Here is a 15,750-nt window from a genome sequence, read left to right on the forward strand (position 1 = left end):
CCATTAAAATCAGTTATTGCCGATTCTGTATTGATGGTAACGCCATAGTCAATCGCTACTTTACCCAACTGAATAGCAACTGTTTGTCCTGTAACAGGTAATTGCTTATCTTTGGTCGATAGCTTGACACTAATGGTACCTTTACCACCAAGCTCGCTAATAGTTGGTGTTTCGATAGATGCAAATTGGATGGCGCTTAACGGTTGCTCCACCTGAATAGTTTGAATAATTTTAGACTGAGTACCATCTTGATCAGTTACGATAGCAGTATAACCAATGCCTGTCTTGATAAGTTGATCACGTTGGGCTTGGGTTAGACTTTGGCTAATAGCAATATTAAATTCTGCTATACCACTACCGTTAGTAGTTTGCTGATTACCTTGAATAGTAACACCTGTACTCGAACCTTCATTAAGAACTAGCTTTACGGTTCTGCCATCTGCAGCGCTACCATTTTTACGTTTGGCTGCGATTTGCAATTTAAATTGATTTTCTAAGATATTAACGGTAGTAGGAATACTTTGGGCAGTTAACGTAATATCACTTTGACCAATCTCAGAACCAATAACAATTGGGCTGCTACTCGCCATACTACTAGCACCAGAAGCTTCAACTGCTTTCACAGCTAATGCAAAATTACTGGCTTTTTCTAATGCTGCTTTCTGTGCTTCACTCAGGCCTGCAGGCACACGTACCACGTAGCTTACAACACCTTTGTCATTAGTAGTCTGTTCAGTACTACCATCAATAGTTAGTAAGCCTTTACTTGTCAAAGCAGTTGGTAGAGTCGCTGAAACTAATTGATTGGCTACTGCGCCACCATTTTGATTATTAACCCTAAAACTAACAATAGCACTACCACCAGAGCTTGAGATTTGTTTCTTATCGCTTCCTTCAAAACTAATGATATTTTTTGCGAGCGGTATTTCAACTGAGCTTTCAAACGTTTGGGCTGTCACAGAGTGGTTAGGTTCTGATAGAGTGGCAGTATAGCTAATGCCATTTTCAGCAAGCGCCTTTCGCTCAGCGTCGCTTAATCCTGGTGCTATAGACAAAGTAACAATAGCTTGGCCTCTATTATCTAAAGTTAACTGACTACTTGATAAGCTTATCCCTATAGGAGCATTATTCAGTCTAAAAGCTACTTTAGCACCTTCAATTTTGGTAGGAACAGCCGCACTGATAGCAGCAGCGGTGAGCGTAAGGCTTTGTGTATCACTATAAGCACTAAGTTTATTTGAATTTCCTGTAACGTTTAAATTATAGTCAGAAACAGGCAAGCCCACTTTTAAGCTATCAGTTACGCTTTTGCTTGCCCCACTCTTTTCTCGAATATTAAGAGTATAAGTAATGCCTTTCAATAGGTTGTCGCGTGCAGTTTCTGATAGGTTCTCATCTATCTTAATATTAAAATTCGCAATGCCTTTACTATCAGTTACTTGACTAGCAGGACTAATAGATACGCCTTCTAAAGGTATAATTCCTAAACCTACTGTTACATCAGGAGCCAAAGTACCTTTTTCATCTTTAATTTCAACACTAAAGGTGCCTGCATCACCGAAAGGATTTAAAATACCATTAGACACAGAACTCGTCTTGAGATTAGGCTTTACAGTTAACTTACTTACTACTATCTGCGTGCCATCACCGCTGCCTTTTCTATTTACCGAAACCTTTAGTTCTTGCGGTGTGATAGCAGTACCATCTGCTTTCTTAGCGCTAGCTACTAATGTAAACCCATTTTCAATTAAGGCACCCTTATCAGCAACTGCGCTTGGTTTCAACCTGAGCTTATAAACAGCGTTACCATCATTATCGGTAGTCTGTACACTTTGACCTTCGATAGTAATACCGTTGGTTTCAGAGTTCTTGACTTGTAAGCTGACAGCTTTACCAACAACTGCCCCACCAGAGACTACTTCAACTGCTTTAACAGTCACTGTAAAGATGGCTTCTTCATCTGACAACTCAATAATAGTAGGTGCTGTGCTAAGTTTTTGGATAAAAAAAGCTGGTTCACTAGCTGGATTCTGTACCCCGCCATTACCACCGCCATTATTATTCCCATCACCTGTACCTGGCTTGACACCCAAATCAGGTGCAGGCGCAATTATGTCTGTGCCATCACCACCCCCACAACCAGCTAGTGCCAACGCGCCAGTTAAAGTAGTGAGCTGAAATAACTTAAAAGTAAATGGTAATGAGCTGTATGACATGTTTGGAACTCCGCAGCGGCAATCATTTATGTAAGTGGACAGGCAAAAACCATTACACAGAATCCTAATAGATTGGTAATGATACATACATTTACAATAATGCCAGTAGTATTAACAGATTGTATTAAATATATAACTGAGACTTTACTGACTTTTGTCTTAACTTACAACTAAAAAGTGAATCCTTATTATTAAATAATCAATAACATAGAGCGTTCATTTCAGGGTATAATAGCTACCCTTTAAACCAACAACTATCACAAAAATATTTGAGTATTCATTACTTTTATGGTATAAATGTCGGCTTTAAAATTTTCTGATTTGGTTTGCCTGTTATTTGCCTTTAGATGACAGTAAATCAGCTCAACCTTCATATAGTTTTGTTTGGTGCAAAGCTGCCGCTTGCTGTGTCCATGCCGCAAATACGTGCAACTTGCCCAGACTGGTATGAGAATCCCTCATACCTCATAGATTAGGAGTTCGCCATGTCTAGAGTTTGCCAAGTGACTGGAAAGCGCCCTATGGTGGGTAATAATGTTTCGCACGCAAACAACAAAACCCGTCGTCGCTTTCTACCAAACCTTCATAACCATCGTTTTTGGGTAGAGTCGGAAAATCGTTTTGTACGTCTACGTGTGTCTACCAAAGGTATGCGCATCATTGACAAACTAGGTATCGATAAAGTGCTCGTAGATCTACGCGCCCAAGGTCAAAAAGTTTAAGTAATTATTGGCAGTCTACTCTTTTGATAATTATCATTGATTAGACTGTTTTTAAGCAATCTGCCTATGAAATTCATATTTATATTGCGACTTAATATTTTAGACCCATACCTATCGATTGAAGACCGCTCATTTACAGGAAAGCCATCATGAGAGATAAAATTAAGTTAGTATCAACTGCTGGTACTGGGTATTACTACACTACTACCAAAAACAAGCGCACTATGCCTGGCAAAATGGAAATCAAAAAATTTGATCCAAAAGTACGTCAGCATGTGATCTTTAAAGAAGCAAAAATCAAATAATCCCATGGTTATAAATGGTGTTACTTGAACAAAAAAAGGGTTTATCGATTGATAAACCCTTTTTTATTGTCTTTATTTTGACTGATTGCTATTTGTCTGTTTGCTATCGCTGGTGTAACTACCCATCATTTAGGCAGTGTCCATCTAAATACCATTAACTATAGTGCGTCGGTTCTTTGTCATAGACATGGGCATGCCATTGACTCATCTGCTTTTGCATGATGACTTGGATTGCCGCATGAATCATATGCTGACCTATCGCTTGCGTATCGGTGCCGAGTATCTCTTTTAATTTATCAGAGAAATCAATGGTCATCAGCGGCGCATCATCCTGTTCAGCGTCACGTAAGAGCAATTTCCCACCCTCTGCTTCTACCAGCTCAAGGGTGGTCTCTTTGGCAAACCCTGAAAACTGATCGGTACTATCATTATCTAATTCAATCTCATGATCGATATCATATGGCATTAATTGTATCCTTATTATCCCGTTTATATCTGTAGAAACGCGCTACTTTATTCTTATAAAGCCACAATCTTACAGTCATGCGGGCAAAACTATCTTACTCATACAATGGACGCTTTGAGACGATAATTCAAGGGCTGTTCTATAAGTCTTTTACACAATCTAAGTTCGATGGTCGTAGTTTTATAGAAAATTGATAGTCATTAACGCCAGTAGCGCAGTTTTGCTAGGGTAAATAATAAGGCAACAAACATACCCAGATAATACATCAGCTTTAATTCTAAGGTCGGATCACGATATTTAAACGGTAAGGCCACTGTCGCGGTCGCGGTTGGTATTATCAATAACATCAGCAGCCAGTTTTCAAAAACGTGTAGCCATCCTTGCAAATCAGTACCATGTCGCAGTGACGACAGTCCTAGCAGCAGACAGGCCATAATTAGGCTGGTAAATAAACCGTTGGGTAAGTCTTTTGGATAAATGATGTTGGCAATACTGGTCGGGATGATTCTCATGTAAAATTCCAGTCAAGCTTATAAAGCCTGACTTAACGATTAAAAAGTGTCTTAAAAACAGCGTATCAATATTATTGCGCACTATTTATGCAGGCGCTTTATCTATACTGATAAAAACTCAACTATAAGTACCCATTAACCACAGCATCGAGATACAAGAGGTTAAATAGCCCAAGCTGATGGCGTTCCAGCTGGCAATATGCATGCCTTTAACCTTGTTAAATAGGCGTGAACCGAGCCAAAACAAAAAAGGAATACCTATCATAAATGCCGGCACGATCACCGCCGCGTGGCGTAATACTTCACCGACGTCTTCGCCAACCATCAAGCGAAAGCCATAGCCAGCGAGGCTTAGAACAAGGGCGAACATCGCTAAGCCAATCGTAATACCTTTGGGTACCAAGCTACGTGATGAATCTTGATTTTGATGTTCTGTGTTTTGCATATTTATATTTTACCTTGAGCTAGCTGACGTGTCGCTTAATAAACCCGGTCATACAGCGGCTATTATAATAGGTAGCTTTTATAGTATAAGTTACTATATGGGGCATTATTCTCCATTAGCCAAGGCAAGCTCTACACGCATGGCATCGATTGCCGCTTTATAATCTTCTTGATTAAATATCGCAGAGCCTGCAACGAACATATCAGCACCTGCTTCGGCAATGGCGCGGATATTACTGGCTTTGATGCCGCCGTCAACTTCTAGTCGGATATCACGACCGCTGGTAATGATACGCTGACGCACTTGACGAACCTTTTCTAGCGTCCCTTCGATAAAGGACTGACCACCGTAGCCTGGGTTGACACTCATCAGTAGGATTTGATCGACTTTATCCATGACATAGTCTAGATAATGCAGCGGCGTTGCTGGATTCAGCACCAAACCACATTCAGCGCCGCCATCTTTAATCAGCTGCAAAGAGCGATCAATATGCGAGCTTGCTTCAGGATGAAAAGTGATAATGCTAGCGCCCGCCTCCAAAAACTGCTCAATCATGCTATCAACAGGGCTCACCATCAGATGCACATCGATTGGTGCATCAATGCCATAATCACGCAGCGCCTTACAAATCATGCTACCAAAGGTCAGGTTGGGTACATAATGGTTATCCATCACATCAAAATGGATGACGTCAGCGCCAGACTCCAATACCCTCTCAACTTCTTCACCAAGCCTAGCAAAGTCAGCAGATAAGATAGAAGGGGCGATGAGATATGGTTTAGAGGGACTGATCATAAGTGAGCTACCTAATGGGTGTTTGACTAAAATTTTATAGAAGTATGCAGACAATACGCATAGTACGTATATCTATTATAATGGATTATGAGGATTTATAGTGGTTATTGAGTAGAGATATTACGACAGACCTTATAACTTAGCCGACATATAGCTAAATGCCTAACTAGCCTGATTTGTAGTATTTTGGGTTTTGCAATAAGTGCGACCTATTGCAAAACCTTAACTGAATTATGCGAGCGGGTGCGTTAGCTGAGCTGTGCCATACGCCAGTGATGTTCGATATGGTCATTGATGACAGTTTGGATAAAATAGTAGCTATGATCATGACCGGCTTGATAGCGCCAGGTTAGAGGCTGCTGAGCATTGATACACGCTTGTTGTAATTTTGACGTTTGTAACTGACCATCAGCTAAAAACTCATCAGCCGCCCCTTGATCGACCAAGATGCTGGAGTACTGCTGACCGACTTGTTCAATCATCTGGGAAGCGTCTGCTTGCGCCCACAAGGCTTGATTCTCGCCGAAATACTCTGTGTAAGCAGCTTGCCCCCATGCCGACTCACTGGCAGCGCACACAGGTGATAACGCTGAGACGCTGACGAATTTACCAGGGAATTTAAAGCCCAATAATAATGCCCCATGTCCGCCCATCGAGTGACCTGTAATACCGATACTGTGAATCGGAAACTCTGCGCGTAATAAGTCATATAGCTCATCAACGATATAACTTTGCATATTAAAGTTTTCTGACCAAGGCGCTTGCGTCGCATCAACATAGTAGCTTGCACCCTGACCGACAAAATAACGCTCGTCGTTTGCTACCTCATTACCTTCACTACTTCTAGGAGAGGTATCTGGCGCGATAAATATCATGCCAAGCTCGCTACATTTTTGTTGAAAATGCGCTTTGTGCGTCACGTTATCCGCATTACAAGTGAGACCTGATAAATACAAAAGCGCCGGACAACGCTGCCCTGCTAATGCCTCATCAGGCAGATAAATACTAAAGGTCATCGGCGTTTTGGTAGCCGCTGATTGATGACTGTAATAACGCTGCTCACCATCAAAACAGCGATTGACACTTTTTTGCGTGAGCTGGGTATTGACTGACAGAGTGTGATTATAAGAATTATTCATGAACATTATCCTCTTTAGCTAAGATAAAATAGTTGAAAACAGATGCTTAGTTAACCAAGCATCTTATTGATAAAATTTAAAATGGAGTAAAAATCAGTTCGTCGTATTTTTATCATTGACAGCAGTATCTGCGCCTGTATCCGGTGCAATAGCGATACTTGTTGCCATATTAGAATTGTCTGTAATGCGAGAAAGCGGCGGTCGTGATTTATCAAATAATACCTGCTCGAATGCAGGCAACGCCGTTTCCATCAGGCTACCGATCACCATCTGCGGTTCTGATGGCTCAAAACCCATATAAAGCTCGCGCTCTTTTACACGATAAGCGGCATCTTTAAAGGCGGCAGAAAAGCTGGTATTTTCACGCAAACTTTCAGCAAAAAATGCTTGCCCAAAATACGTCATCTCAGCACTATTGGTACAGCCAAATGACATCTTATCCGTAGCCGAAGCGGTAATCATTACCGTCGTGGGCGACGCCAATTCATCAATAAAAGAGCCGGAGTAACAAGCCGATACCACGATGACTCGCCAGCGAATACCTGAGGCATCTAACGACTCTCGAAGCCATGTCGCATCCAAATTATCTATCGCAAGGGGCGGATTCGATAAATGGATAAAGTCCTGATCGCCATGTGACGATAGTGTCATAAACAGTACATCTTCATCAGCATTCATTTGCTGACCAATTCTTTTTAAGCCGCGCAAAATACTGGTTTTGGTCGCAATCGGCTCATCTAACCAAGTATAGTTATTATTAATCAGTGCCAATGAATGCCCGCTGGTACCAAAACGCACATCAAACATCTCACGTACTTTATTGATCTCAGAGCGAAAGACGTTTTGATCAGAGAATCCTGCCACACCCATAAAGTACCAGTCGCTTTTGCCGGGTATGCTAGGATCTATACGATCAAGTGCTTCTTGTAATAAACGCGGCTGCTCATATAAGGCAGCTTCTTCTAACACCGGCTCTATCGGTATCTGCTTAAATATGGGCTGGTCAGCGACGTTGCGCTGCCAAATGGTCAATAAAGCTACAGCACCGATGATAACGATGATCCGCTCCCACCATGGTATACGTAGGCGGCGAGAAAATATCCACAGTAACGCTAAGGTCTGCCATAAAAACAGCACCAAAAATAGCGTCGGTAAAAATGAATAACTCCAATCGGGCAACCAGCTATAGCTGCCTAAAAACTGTACCAAGCTTTGTAATAAGGCGGATAAAGTATCAGCAACCAACCACAGTACAACAGGCACAAAAACCAGCGCTTGATTGCCTGCGCGCCGTGCCAGAATAATACCGCTAAGCAAAATAATCATCGGCCAAATAAGATAGCTGACCAATCCTTGCTCATTGAAAATACTGCCATCTGGCGCGGCAAGCCAAGAGAATAGGATATTGCTACCCAGTGCCAATAGCGCGAAAACCGCAAACTGGACAAAGGTGGGTTTAACCCAAGAAAACGCCCGTGTTGACCCTACTAGCATCCACAAGGTTGCAATAATATTGGCAGCGAAATTGAGCGAAAAGCGCTGAAGCGAGACGGTTTTTAATGACGCAAGTGACAAAGACTTAGACCTCTAGCCAGTCGAGAGAAATAAAACAAATCAATGATAAAATATCTTGATATCCATACCATTCAATGTCTGTTATATGTCTACTTAACAGGACATTTTACAGGGCATAGGATTATCTTTTTATATTTCATTCATTATGAAGTGGATATAAGAGACAGATAGCGCACGCCGATATCACTTAAGAATATTTTAGCTCGCTAATCTATCGCGATTGTAACGGATTGTCGGTCAAGAGCATAAGGCTGAATTGTAAAATTTGCCTAAAAACCCACTAAAAAAGGAGGACTTAAATTTAAGACCTCCTTTTTTATCAAAACCTTCTATCAAACCTTGAACATTATCTCATCAATAGCTCATTAACACGTCTGAGATAAGCGGCAGGATCTTCTAATTGACCACCATCAGCCAGCAATGCTTGATCGAAAATCACTTGCGCAAGCTTGTCAAAATCGACGTCAGATTGCTCGCTGGTCTCTAGCTTTTTAATCAACGGGTGATCAGGGTTAACCTCAAGCGTCGGCTTACTCTCTGGCACATCCTGACCCATTTGTTTGAGCATTTGAATCATCTGCGGCGACAGCTCACCTTCTCCAATCACCAAACACGCAGGGCTATCGACTAAGCGTGTTGATACTTTAACGTCTTTAGCACGCTCGCCTAACGCCGTTTTTAACTTATCAACGACAGGCTTCATGGTCTCTTGCGCTTTTTCTGCTTCTGCCTTTTCCGCTTCGTCTTGCAAGTCGCCCAAGTCTACCGCACCTTTAGCGATGTTTTGTAGCGGCGTCTCATCAAATGAGGTCAAGAAGTTCATCGCCCATTCATCAACACGGCTGGTCATCAAAATAACTTCGATGCCTTTTTTCTTAAACAGCTCAAGTTGCGGGCTGTTTTTAGCAGCTGCTAGATTGTCAGCCGTTAGATAATAGATGGCTTTTTGACCATCGATCATACGACCTTTATAATCTTCAAAGCTGGTCTCGACCTTATCATTGGTGCTAGTGGCATAACGCAGCAGTTTGGCAATGCGCTCTTGATTGCCCATGTCTTCGCCAAGACCTTCTTTAATGACATCACCAAATTCGCTATAGAACTGCGCAAACTTTTCTTGCTTATCGCTATCTTCGCTATTGGCAAGGCTTGCCAGCAAGGTCAAAATACGACGGGCATTACCATCACGGATAGATTTTACATCACGCGACTCTTGTAAGAGCTCGCGGCTGACGTTCAATGGCAAGTCGGCTGAATCGATGACCCCTTTCACAAAACGCAGGTACATCGGTAACAACTGCTCAGCCTCATCCATAATAAAGACGCGCTTCACATACAGCTTAAGCCCATGCTGCTGCTCACGCGTATACAAATCGACAGGGGCTTTTTTTGGGATATACAGCAGCTGAGTATATTGCACACGACCTTCGACACGGTTATGCGTCCATGCTAGTGGCGCGTCCATGTCATAAGTGATGTTTTTATAAAAATCGACATACTCATCATCTTCAATCTCAGAGCTTGAGCGTGTCCATAGGGCGCTGGCTTTATTAATGGTTTCCCACTCGTCGGTCAAGACCATTTGACCATTGGCTGGCGTGTCGCTGCCCTCTTCAACCTCATCTTCTTGCCAAACTTCTTTACGCATCTGAATCGGTAAGCTGATATGGTCTGAGTATTTATTGACCAAACGCTTGATTTTGCCGCGGTCTAAATAGCTGTCTTCGCCTGCTGAATACTCTTCTTTTAGGTGCAAAGTAATAGCGGTGCCGCGCGTGGCTTTGCTGATGGTCTCAACGGTAAAGCTACCTGTGCCATCAGACACCCAGCGCACACCGTTTTCTGCTTTATCGCCCGCTTTGCGCGATTCAACGCTGATCGTATCGGCGACGATAAAGCCAGAATAGAAGCCGACCCCAAACTGTCCAATCAACTGACCATCTTGCTTTTGAGATTCAGAGAGCTTGTCTAAAAATGCTTTAGTACCAGATTTGGCAATCGTACCCAAGTTCTCAATCGCATCAATTTCATTCATCCCGATACCATTATCGGTAAAGGTAATGGTTTTAGCGTCTTCATCAATATCGATACGGATTTTTAGCTCGCCATCATCCTCATACAGACTGTCATCATTGGTCGCTTCAAAACGCAACTTATCACAGGCATCAGAGGCATTTGAGACCAGCTCACGGACAAAAATATCGGCATTCGAATAAAGCGAATGGGTCACTAAATGCAGCAATTGCGCCACTTCTGCTTCAAAGGTATGTTTTTTTAATTCTGGGTTTTTACTATCCACTTTCTGGTTGTCAACGGCAGTTTGTTCACTCATAAAAAACTCCTATTATTTATACCAAAGGTGCCGTACTTAGCACTGATCACATACAAATTTTCAAGTACCAACCGTATCACTATTGCTTTAATAACCCATTGCCAGCAATACGGTTAGGCTGGTTAATCAGATAGGGGCACGGAAGAAAATTTCAAGCTAAAACCGCTTAAACCAAGTTAAAAAACTGTAGCCATAAAAAACCGCCCTAGTTTCCTAAGGCGGCGTCATTAACATAACTGTCATAACTGTCATAACGTTTAGCTGATTAGCCGCTTATACATAAAGCAGTATTACAAGCAGCTGGCTAGGTGACGAGCAGGATCCGAATCACGTGCTGCCATAGCATCTTCAACGCTCAGTCCTAAGGCTTTGGCAACACCTGCACCATAAGCTGCGTCACACCAGTTGCAGTTACGAATATGACGATACTGGATAAAGTCCGGCACGCCTGCCATGTTATTCGCCGTATTTTCAAATAATACCTGCTTTTGCTCAGCACTCATCAACTGAAACAATGCGCGAGGTTGGCTAAAATAATCGCTATCGTCTTCACGGAAATCATAGTGCGCCGCATAGCCGTCGATTTTTAATGGTGGCTCAGCATAGTCTGGCTGCTCTTGCCACTGGCTAAAGCTGTTTGGCTCATAATGCGGACGACTGCCATAGTTGTCATCGACGCGACCTAAACCATCGCGATGATTGCTCATCACAGGGCAACGTGGCTTATTTACCGGAATTTGCTGATGATTGACCCCGACGCGATAACGCTGCGCATCGGCATAGTTAACCAAGCGGTTTTGTAGCATTTTATCCGGAGACACACTAATACCCGGCACTAAGTTACTGGGAGCAAATGCTGCCTGTTCTACATCGACAAAGTAATTGTCCGAGTTTTTATTTAATTCAAACTCACCAACTTCGATCAGCGGATAATCGCCTTTTGGCCACACTTTGGTCAAGTCAAACGGATGATATGGGACGGTATCTGCCTCAGCTTCTGGCATGATTTGCACGTACATTTTCCACTTTGGAAAATCGCCATTTTCGATGGCATTATACAAATCTTTTTGATGACTTTCGCGATCCGAACCGACTACCGCTGCTGCCTCTGCATCGGTCAAGTTCTTAATGCCTTGTTGCGTAATAAAATGGAATTTAACCCAAAAACGCTCGCCAGCGGTATTCCAAAAACTATAAGTATGCGAGCCAAAGCCATGCATATTTCTGTACGATGCTGGCAGACCACGATCACTCATGATGATAGTGACTTGGTGCAAAGCCTCAGGCAGTAGCGTCCAAAAATCCCAGTTGTTGGTCGCTGAGCGCATATTGGTACGAGGATCACGTTTGACGGCTTTATTTAAATCTGGGAATTTGCGCGGATCACGTAAGAAGAACACTGGCGTATTATTACCAACCATGTCCCAATTGCCTTCTTCGGTGTAGAACTTTAAGGCAAAGCCGCGAATGTCACGCTCGGCATCAGCCGCGCCGCGCTCACCTGCTACGGTACTAAAGCGTGCAAACATCTCCGTCTGTTTACCTACTTCGCTAAAGATAGCCGCGCGGGTATATTTAGTGATGTCGTTAGTTACCGTAAAAGTACCAAATGCGCCAGAACCTTTAGCATGCATACGGCGCTCTGGAATCACTTCACGGACAAAATTGCCGAGCTTTTCATTCAGCCAAACATCTTGCGCCAACAGTGGTCCACGCTTGCCAGCAGTCATGCTGTTTTGGTTATCAGCGACCGGTGCGCCATTGCTCATGGTCAATTGGGTCGGTGCGTAAGGGCATTTTTTATCGCTCATGTCGTTGCTCACATCGTTGTTCATGGTCATACTCCTGTGAATAGCAAATAGATGAAAGTACAAAATCTATTCTGAATACGCTTCTATTAATAGCTCCAGAATAGCGGACAATTTGCTCGAAAAACGGATGGTTTTTTTCATAGTCATGTCTACTGGTAGTCATATCCTGCGGTTGAATACTATTACAACCCATTACCATTAATTTGTATAATTAATTGATTTCATGCTTTGATTTTGTTTTTTAGAACAACTTACCTTGATTATGACCCGTCTATCTGCTTTATTCCCTAGAACGGCTATTATTAACAATGACTAATAACGACAAATATGAACAACAAAATAGTATTGAGCAATTAACGCGGCATCGGACGAATGGTCAAGATTTGCTCGCTACGACCAAAAGGCCCTTGGAGATCATGCAACACAGCACTGGTCAGCCCGATGCCATCATCGCCGTATTGCTGTACCGCTTCGATGCCAAGCCAGCGACCTTGGGGCATACGATGCATATGAATTTGCAAATCGGTATTGGGGAACATCCATTCTAATTCTGACAAGCCAAGTCCAAGCCGTGGTACGACGCCATTGGCGGTATCGACCATGCCCAATAGATGCACCAAGTCATCAGTCGGCACGCCCTCTATCATCTCGATATCGTTGGTGATCCAGACCATGCCGCGACCCGGGCGACGATCTGGATCAGCGACCAAGCGCACGCTTTTGATAAAACCGCCCGGCCAGCCTTTCATATCTTCCCAAATGGGCAGCGATTCAGGGTGATGTCGCGCATTTTGATCTTCAATGCCTGCAATATTACTGGTATCTTGGGTCAGTAGACGCCATGCCCGTGCAATAATCGCATCACGACCGCGACTGCTCATCACTGCTTCAATAAGCTCTATGGTTCTACCGGGACGAATACAGCGCGTGGTAATAGTAAAGTCATCTAATGGAATCAAGCCTAAGATATCAAGACTGATGCGCGCAATACGCATGTTCTCTTGCGGCGCATAGCCATTCAGCTCAGCTGTGAGCAATCCTGTCGCTGGTGCCATATGCTGTTCATGCTCATTCCAAGCGCCTTGAGCATGTTTGGTTGGCTGATAATGGGCAACGCTGACGCCGCCTTCTTGCTGTTCGCGTTTGATAAAATGATAGTAAGCTGACATGAATATCCTTAACCTTTAATCCAGTTTTTCTTGCTGATTCCGTACTTTTGACTACTGTGAGAAACCCGTGCTGTTATCAGTAGGGTTAAACTTGGCTTACTGATATATCCCCTATTTGCTCAGCTCTTGTTTTCTCATCATTAGTAGCGTGCGACTTTTGGCCATGACAAATAAGAAAAAAGCCATAATGGCAACAAGCGCACCATATAGCAGACTGTAATCTCTCATAAACTGCGCAATATTCATAACAAGCATCAATACCAGTATGACAATGGTAAATATATTGATTTTTAATTGCTTATTAATATCTTCAAGAGAGGCCTCTGCCAAGACGAATTTTTGTTTCTGTTTTTTCATATTTTTCATGCTATTTACCTACTTGCGTGACCGGAATACGTAAGGCTTTTGGTAAGCTGAAAGTCACATTTTCCTCGATACCTGATAGCTCACTTGGCAAATCGCCACCCCAATCTTGCAGTTGCTGTAGCACCTCTTGAATCAATATCTCAGGCGCTGACGCCCCAGCAGTGACGCCCACGCTTTGGATACCGTCGAACCATGTGATATCCATTTCAGTGGCATTATCAATCAGATAAGCACGGCAATCCATACGCTCTGCCAGTTCGCGCAGACGGTTTGAGTTGGATGAGTTTGGCGAACCCACCACCAGTACTACTTCGCAGCGGCCGGCCAAATCCTTGACCGCATCTTGGCGGTTTTGGGTGGCATAACAGATATCGTCTTTACGTGGACCTTGGATATGGGGGAATTTTTCTCTCAGTGCATCGATAACGCGTGCGGTATCATCCATCGACAAGGTCGTTTGGGTCACAAAGGCTAAACGCTCAGCGTCCTGTACGTTTAGAGCTGCCACATCACTCTCGTTTTCGACCAGATGAATCTGTCCACCATGACGATGGTTAAAGCGCCCCATCGTACCTTCCACTTCAGGATGTCCTGCGTGTCCAATCAATACCGCGTCCATACCATCCTGCGCGAATTTAGCGACTTCAATATGTACTTTGGTGACCAAAGGACAAGTGGCATCAAACACCGTCAAATCACGGCGCTCTGCCTCATCTTCTACCGCTTTTGAAACCCCGTGCGCTGAAAAAATAACGATAGAGCCATCTGGCACTTCATGCAGCTCTTCCACAAAAACAGCACCGCGATTGGCCAAGTCGGACACCACGAACTTATTATGTACCACTTCATGACGCACATAAATGGGCGGCTCAAAACGTAACAGTGCTTCGTTGACAATCGCAATCGCGCGATCCACACCAGCACAAAATCCACGTGGATTGGCAAGATAAATTTGCATAAGAAGACCTATCATTAGATAATTTATATAAAAGCCTAGGCTTAAAGCTTAAGCCACCAAAACTTTTATTCAAAAGTTGCGGTAAAATCGATACCCTACTTTAGCATAATTTGCTTTTAAAGCAGTTTATAATGAGGCATCGATTACTACTTTTGTCACCATACATGATGGTGTTTTTTATTTTTACCAGCCTTTTATACTCAATCGAATACTTTTAGTTATTTATCAAGACACCATTCACTAGGACACACTGTATGACAGGTTCATTATTTATTATCACTGCCGCCTCTGGCACAGGCAAAACCTCCTTGGTTAAGCAGCTACTTGCTACCACCAATGACTTGACTGTCAGTGTTTCACACACCACGCGCGCGCCGCGCCCAGGTGAGATCGACGGTCATCATTATCACTTTACTGACGTTGATAAATTTGTGACCGCTATTGGCGAAAGTCGATTTTTAGAACATGCCGAAGTATTTGGCAATTATTATGGTACCTCAGAGCAAAGCGTACGCGCGCAGCTGGACGCTGGGGTTGATGTGATTTTGGAGATTGATTGGCAAGGGGCGCTACAAGTCAAAAAAATCTTTACTGACGCCATCATGATTTTTATTTTACCGCCAAGTATCGCCACTTTGCGTCAGCGTTTATCCACGCGTGGGCAAGATAGTATAGAAGTGATCGAGCAGCGTTTGGCCGGTGCTGTCAATGAGATGGCACAATACGTCAATTTTGACTATGTTATTATCAATGACAGCTTTGAGGTGGCTTTAACTGAGCTTAAAGCCATTATTGTTGCCGATAGACAGACACTAAAACGCCAACAGCAGCGTTATCAGCGCACGATCAATAACCTACTAAACAACACAGTAGACGAGTAAATAGAGCGCTGATACGCCTTAATACTTTATTTGGGATAATAGTTAGCAGCAGACAAGT

The 15,750-nt window shown here is 43.2% G+C and carries 15 protein-coding genes; 3 read left to right on the forward strand and 12 right to left on the reverse strand.

The features are described 5' to 3' along the window. The coding region (locus tag ABYU67_RS04555) for a hypothetical protein (protein WP_372843825.1) at nucleotides 1-2,216 on the reverse strand (2,216 nt) is incomplete at its 3' end. A 485-nt stretch (nucleotides 2,217-2,701) separates the two neighbouring features. On the opposite strand from ABYU67_RS04555, the gene rpmB reads away from it, so the two are divergent. Together rpmB and rpmG are read left to right on the forward strand one after the other, a co-directional pair. Continuing rightward, nucleotides 2,702-2,938, forward strand: a complete 237-nt coding sequence (gene rpmB, locus ABYU67_RS04560) for a 50S ribosomal protein L28 (RefSeq protein ID WP_011280972.1) — start codon at nucleotides 2,702-2,704, stop codon at nucleotides 2,936-2,938. A gap of 149 nt (nucleotides 2,939-3,087) precedes the next feature. Continuing rightward, complete coding sequence (rpmG, locus tag ABYU67_RS04565; protein WP_010201403.1) at nucleotides 3,088-3,243, forward strand: 50S ribosomal protein L33; 156 nt, start codon at nucleotides 3,088-3,090, stop codon at nucleotides 3,241-3,243. Nucleotides 3,244-3,397: 154 nt separating this feature from the next. Here rpmG and ABYU67_RS04570 read toward each other — a convergent pair whose 3' ends face one another. The 11 genes from ABYU67_RS04570 to ispH all read right to left on the reverse strand — a co-directional run bounded on the left by ABYU67_RS04570 (nucleotide 3,398) and on the right by ispH (nucleotide 14,811). After that, complete coding sequence (locus ABYU67_RS04570) at nucleotides 3,398-3,709, reverse strand: hypothetical protein (protein ID WP_372843826.1); 312 nt, start codon at nucleotides 3,707-3,709, stop codon at nucleotides 3,398-3,400. 200 nt (nucleotides 3,710-3,909) lie between these two features. Then, complete coding sequence (locus tag ABYU67_RS04575) at nucleotides 3,910-4,221, reverse strand: hypothetical protein (RefSeq protein WP_372843827.1); 312 nt, start codon at nucleotides 4,219-4,221, stop codon at nucleotides 3,910-3,912. Nucleotides 4,222-4,339: 118 nt separating this feature from the next. After that, nucleotides 4,340-4,672, reverse strand: coding sequence for a hypothetical protein (locus ABYU67_RS04580; RefSeq protein WP_372843875.1), 333 nt, complete (start codon nucleotides 4,670-4,672; stop codon nucleotides 4,340-4,342). Nucleotides 4,673-4,771: 99 nt separating this feature from the next. After that, the gene (rpe, locus tag ABYU67_RS04585) at nucleotides 4,772-5,461 is read right to left on the reverse strand and encodes a ribulose-phosphate 3-epimerase (RefSeq protein ID WP_372843828.1); all 690 of its coding nucleotides are present in this window, start codon (nucleotides 5,459-5,461) and stop codon (nucleotides 4,772-4,774) included. Nucleotides 5,462-5,709: 248 nt separating this feature from the next. After that, complete coding sequence (gene fghA, locus ABYU67_RS04590; RefSeq protein WP_372843829.1) at nucleotides 5,710-6,600, reverse strand: S-formylglutathione hydrolase; 891 nt, start codon at nucleotides 6,598-6,600, stop codon at nucleotides 5,710-5,712. Nucleotides 6,601-6,693: 93 nt separating this feature from the next. After that, nucleotides 6,694-8,175, reverse strand: a complete 1,482-nt coding sequence (locus ABYU67_RS04595; protein ID WP_372843830.1) for a C13 family peptidase — start codon at nucleotides 8,173-8,175, stop codon at nucleotides 6,694-6,696. A gap of 346 nt (nucleotides 8,176-8,521) precedes the next feature. Beyond that, nucleotides 8,522-10,507, reverse strand: a complete 1,986-nt coding sequence (htpG, locus tag ABYU67_RS04600; protein WP_372843831.1) for a molecular chaperone HtpG — start codon at nucleotides 10,505-10,507, stop codon at nucleotides 8,522-8,524. A 290-nt stretch (nucleotides 10,508-10,797) separates the two neighbouring features. After that, nucleotides 10,798-12,318 carry a catalase gene (locus ABYU67_RS04605; protein ID WP_372843876.1) on the reverse strand — a complete coding sequence of 507 codons (1,521 nt, stop codon included), beginning with the start codon at nucleotides 12,316-12,318 and terminating at the stop codon, nucleotides 10,798-10,800. 353 nt (nucleotides 12,319-12,671) lie between these two features. Continuing rightward, a complete protein-coding gene (locus tag ABYU67_RS04610) occupies nucleotides 12,672-13,487 on the reverse strand; it encodes a thioesterase family protein (RefSeq protein WP_372843832.1) in 816 nt (271 codons plus the stop codon). A gap of 111 nt (nucleotides 13,488-13,598) precedes the next feature. Further along, nucleotides 13,599-13,844, reverse strand: a complete 246-nt coding sequence (locus ABYU67_RS04615; protein WP_372843833.1) for a hypothetical protein — start codon at nucleotides 13,842-13,844, stop codon at nucleotides 13,599-13,601. 10 nt (nucleotides 13,845-13,854) lie between these two features. Then, entirely contained in the window at nucleotides 13,855-14,811 is a 957-nt protein-coding gene (gene ispH, locus ABYU67_RS04620) for a 4-hydroxy-3-methylbut-2-enyl diphosphate reductase (protein WP_372843834.1), read from the reverse strand. A 254-nt stretch (nucleotides 14,812-15,065) separates the two neighbouring features. On the opposite strand from ispH, the gene gmk reads away from it, so the two are divergent. Continuing rightward, nucleotides 15,066-15,692 (forward strand): guanylate kinase, encoded by a 627-nt coding sequence (gene gmk / locus ABYU67_RS04625; RefSeq protein WP_372843835.1) that lies wholly within the window; start codon nucleotides 15,066-15,068, stop codon nucleotides 15,690-15,692. The last annotated feature ends 58 nt before the right edge of the window (nucleotides 15,693-15,750 follow it).

The sequence above is a fragment of the Psychrobacter sp. genome (assembly GCF_041554015.1).
GTDB lineage: Bacteria > Pseudomonadota > Gammaproteobacteria > Pseudomonadales > Moraxellaceae > Psychrobacter.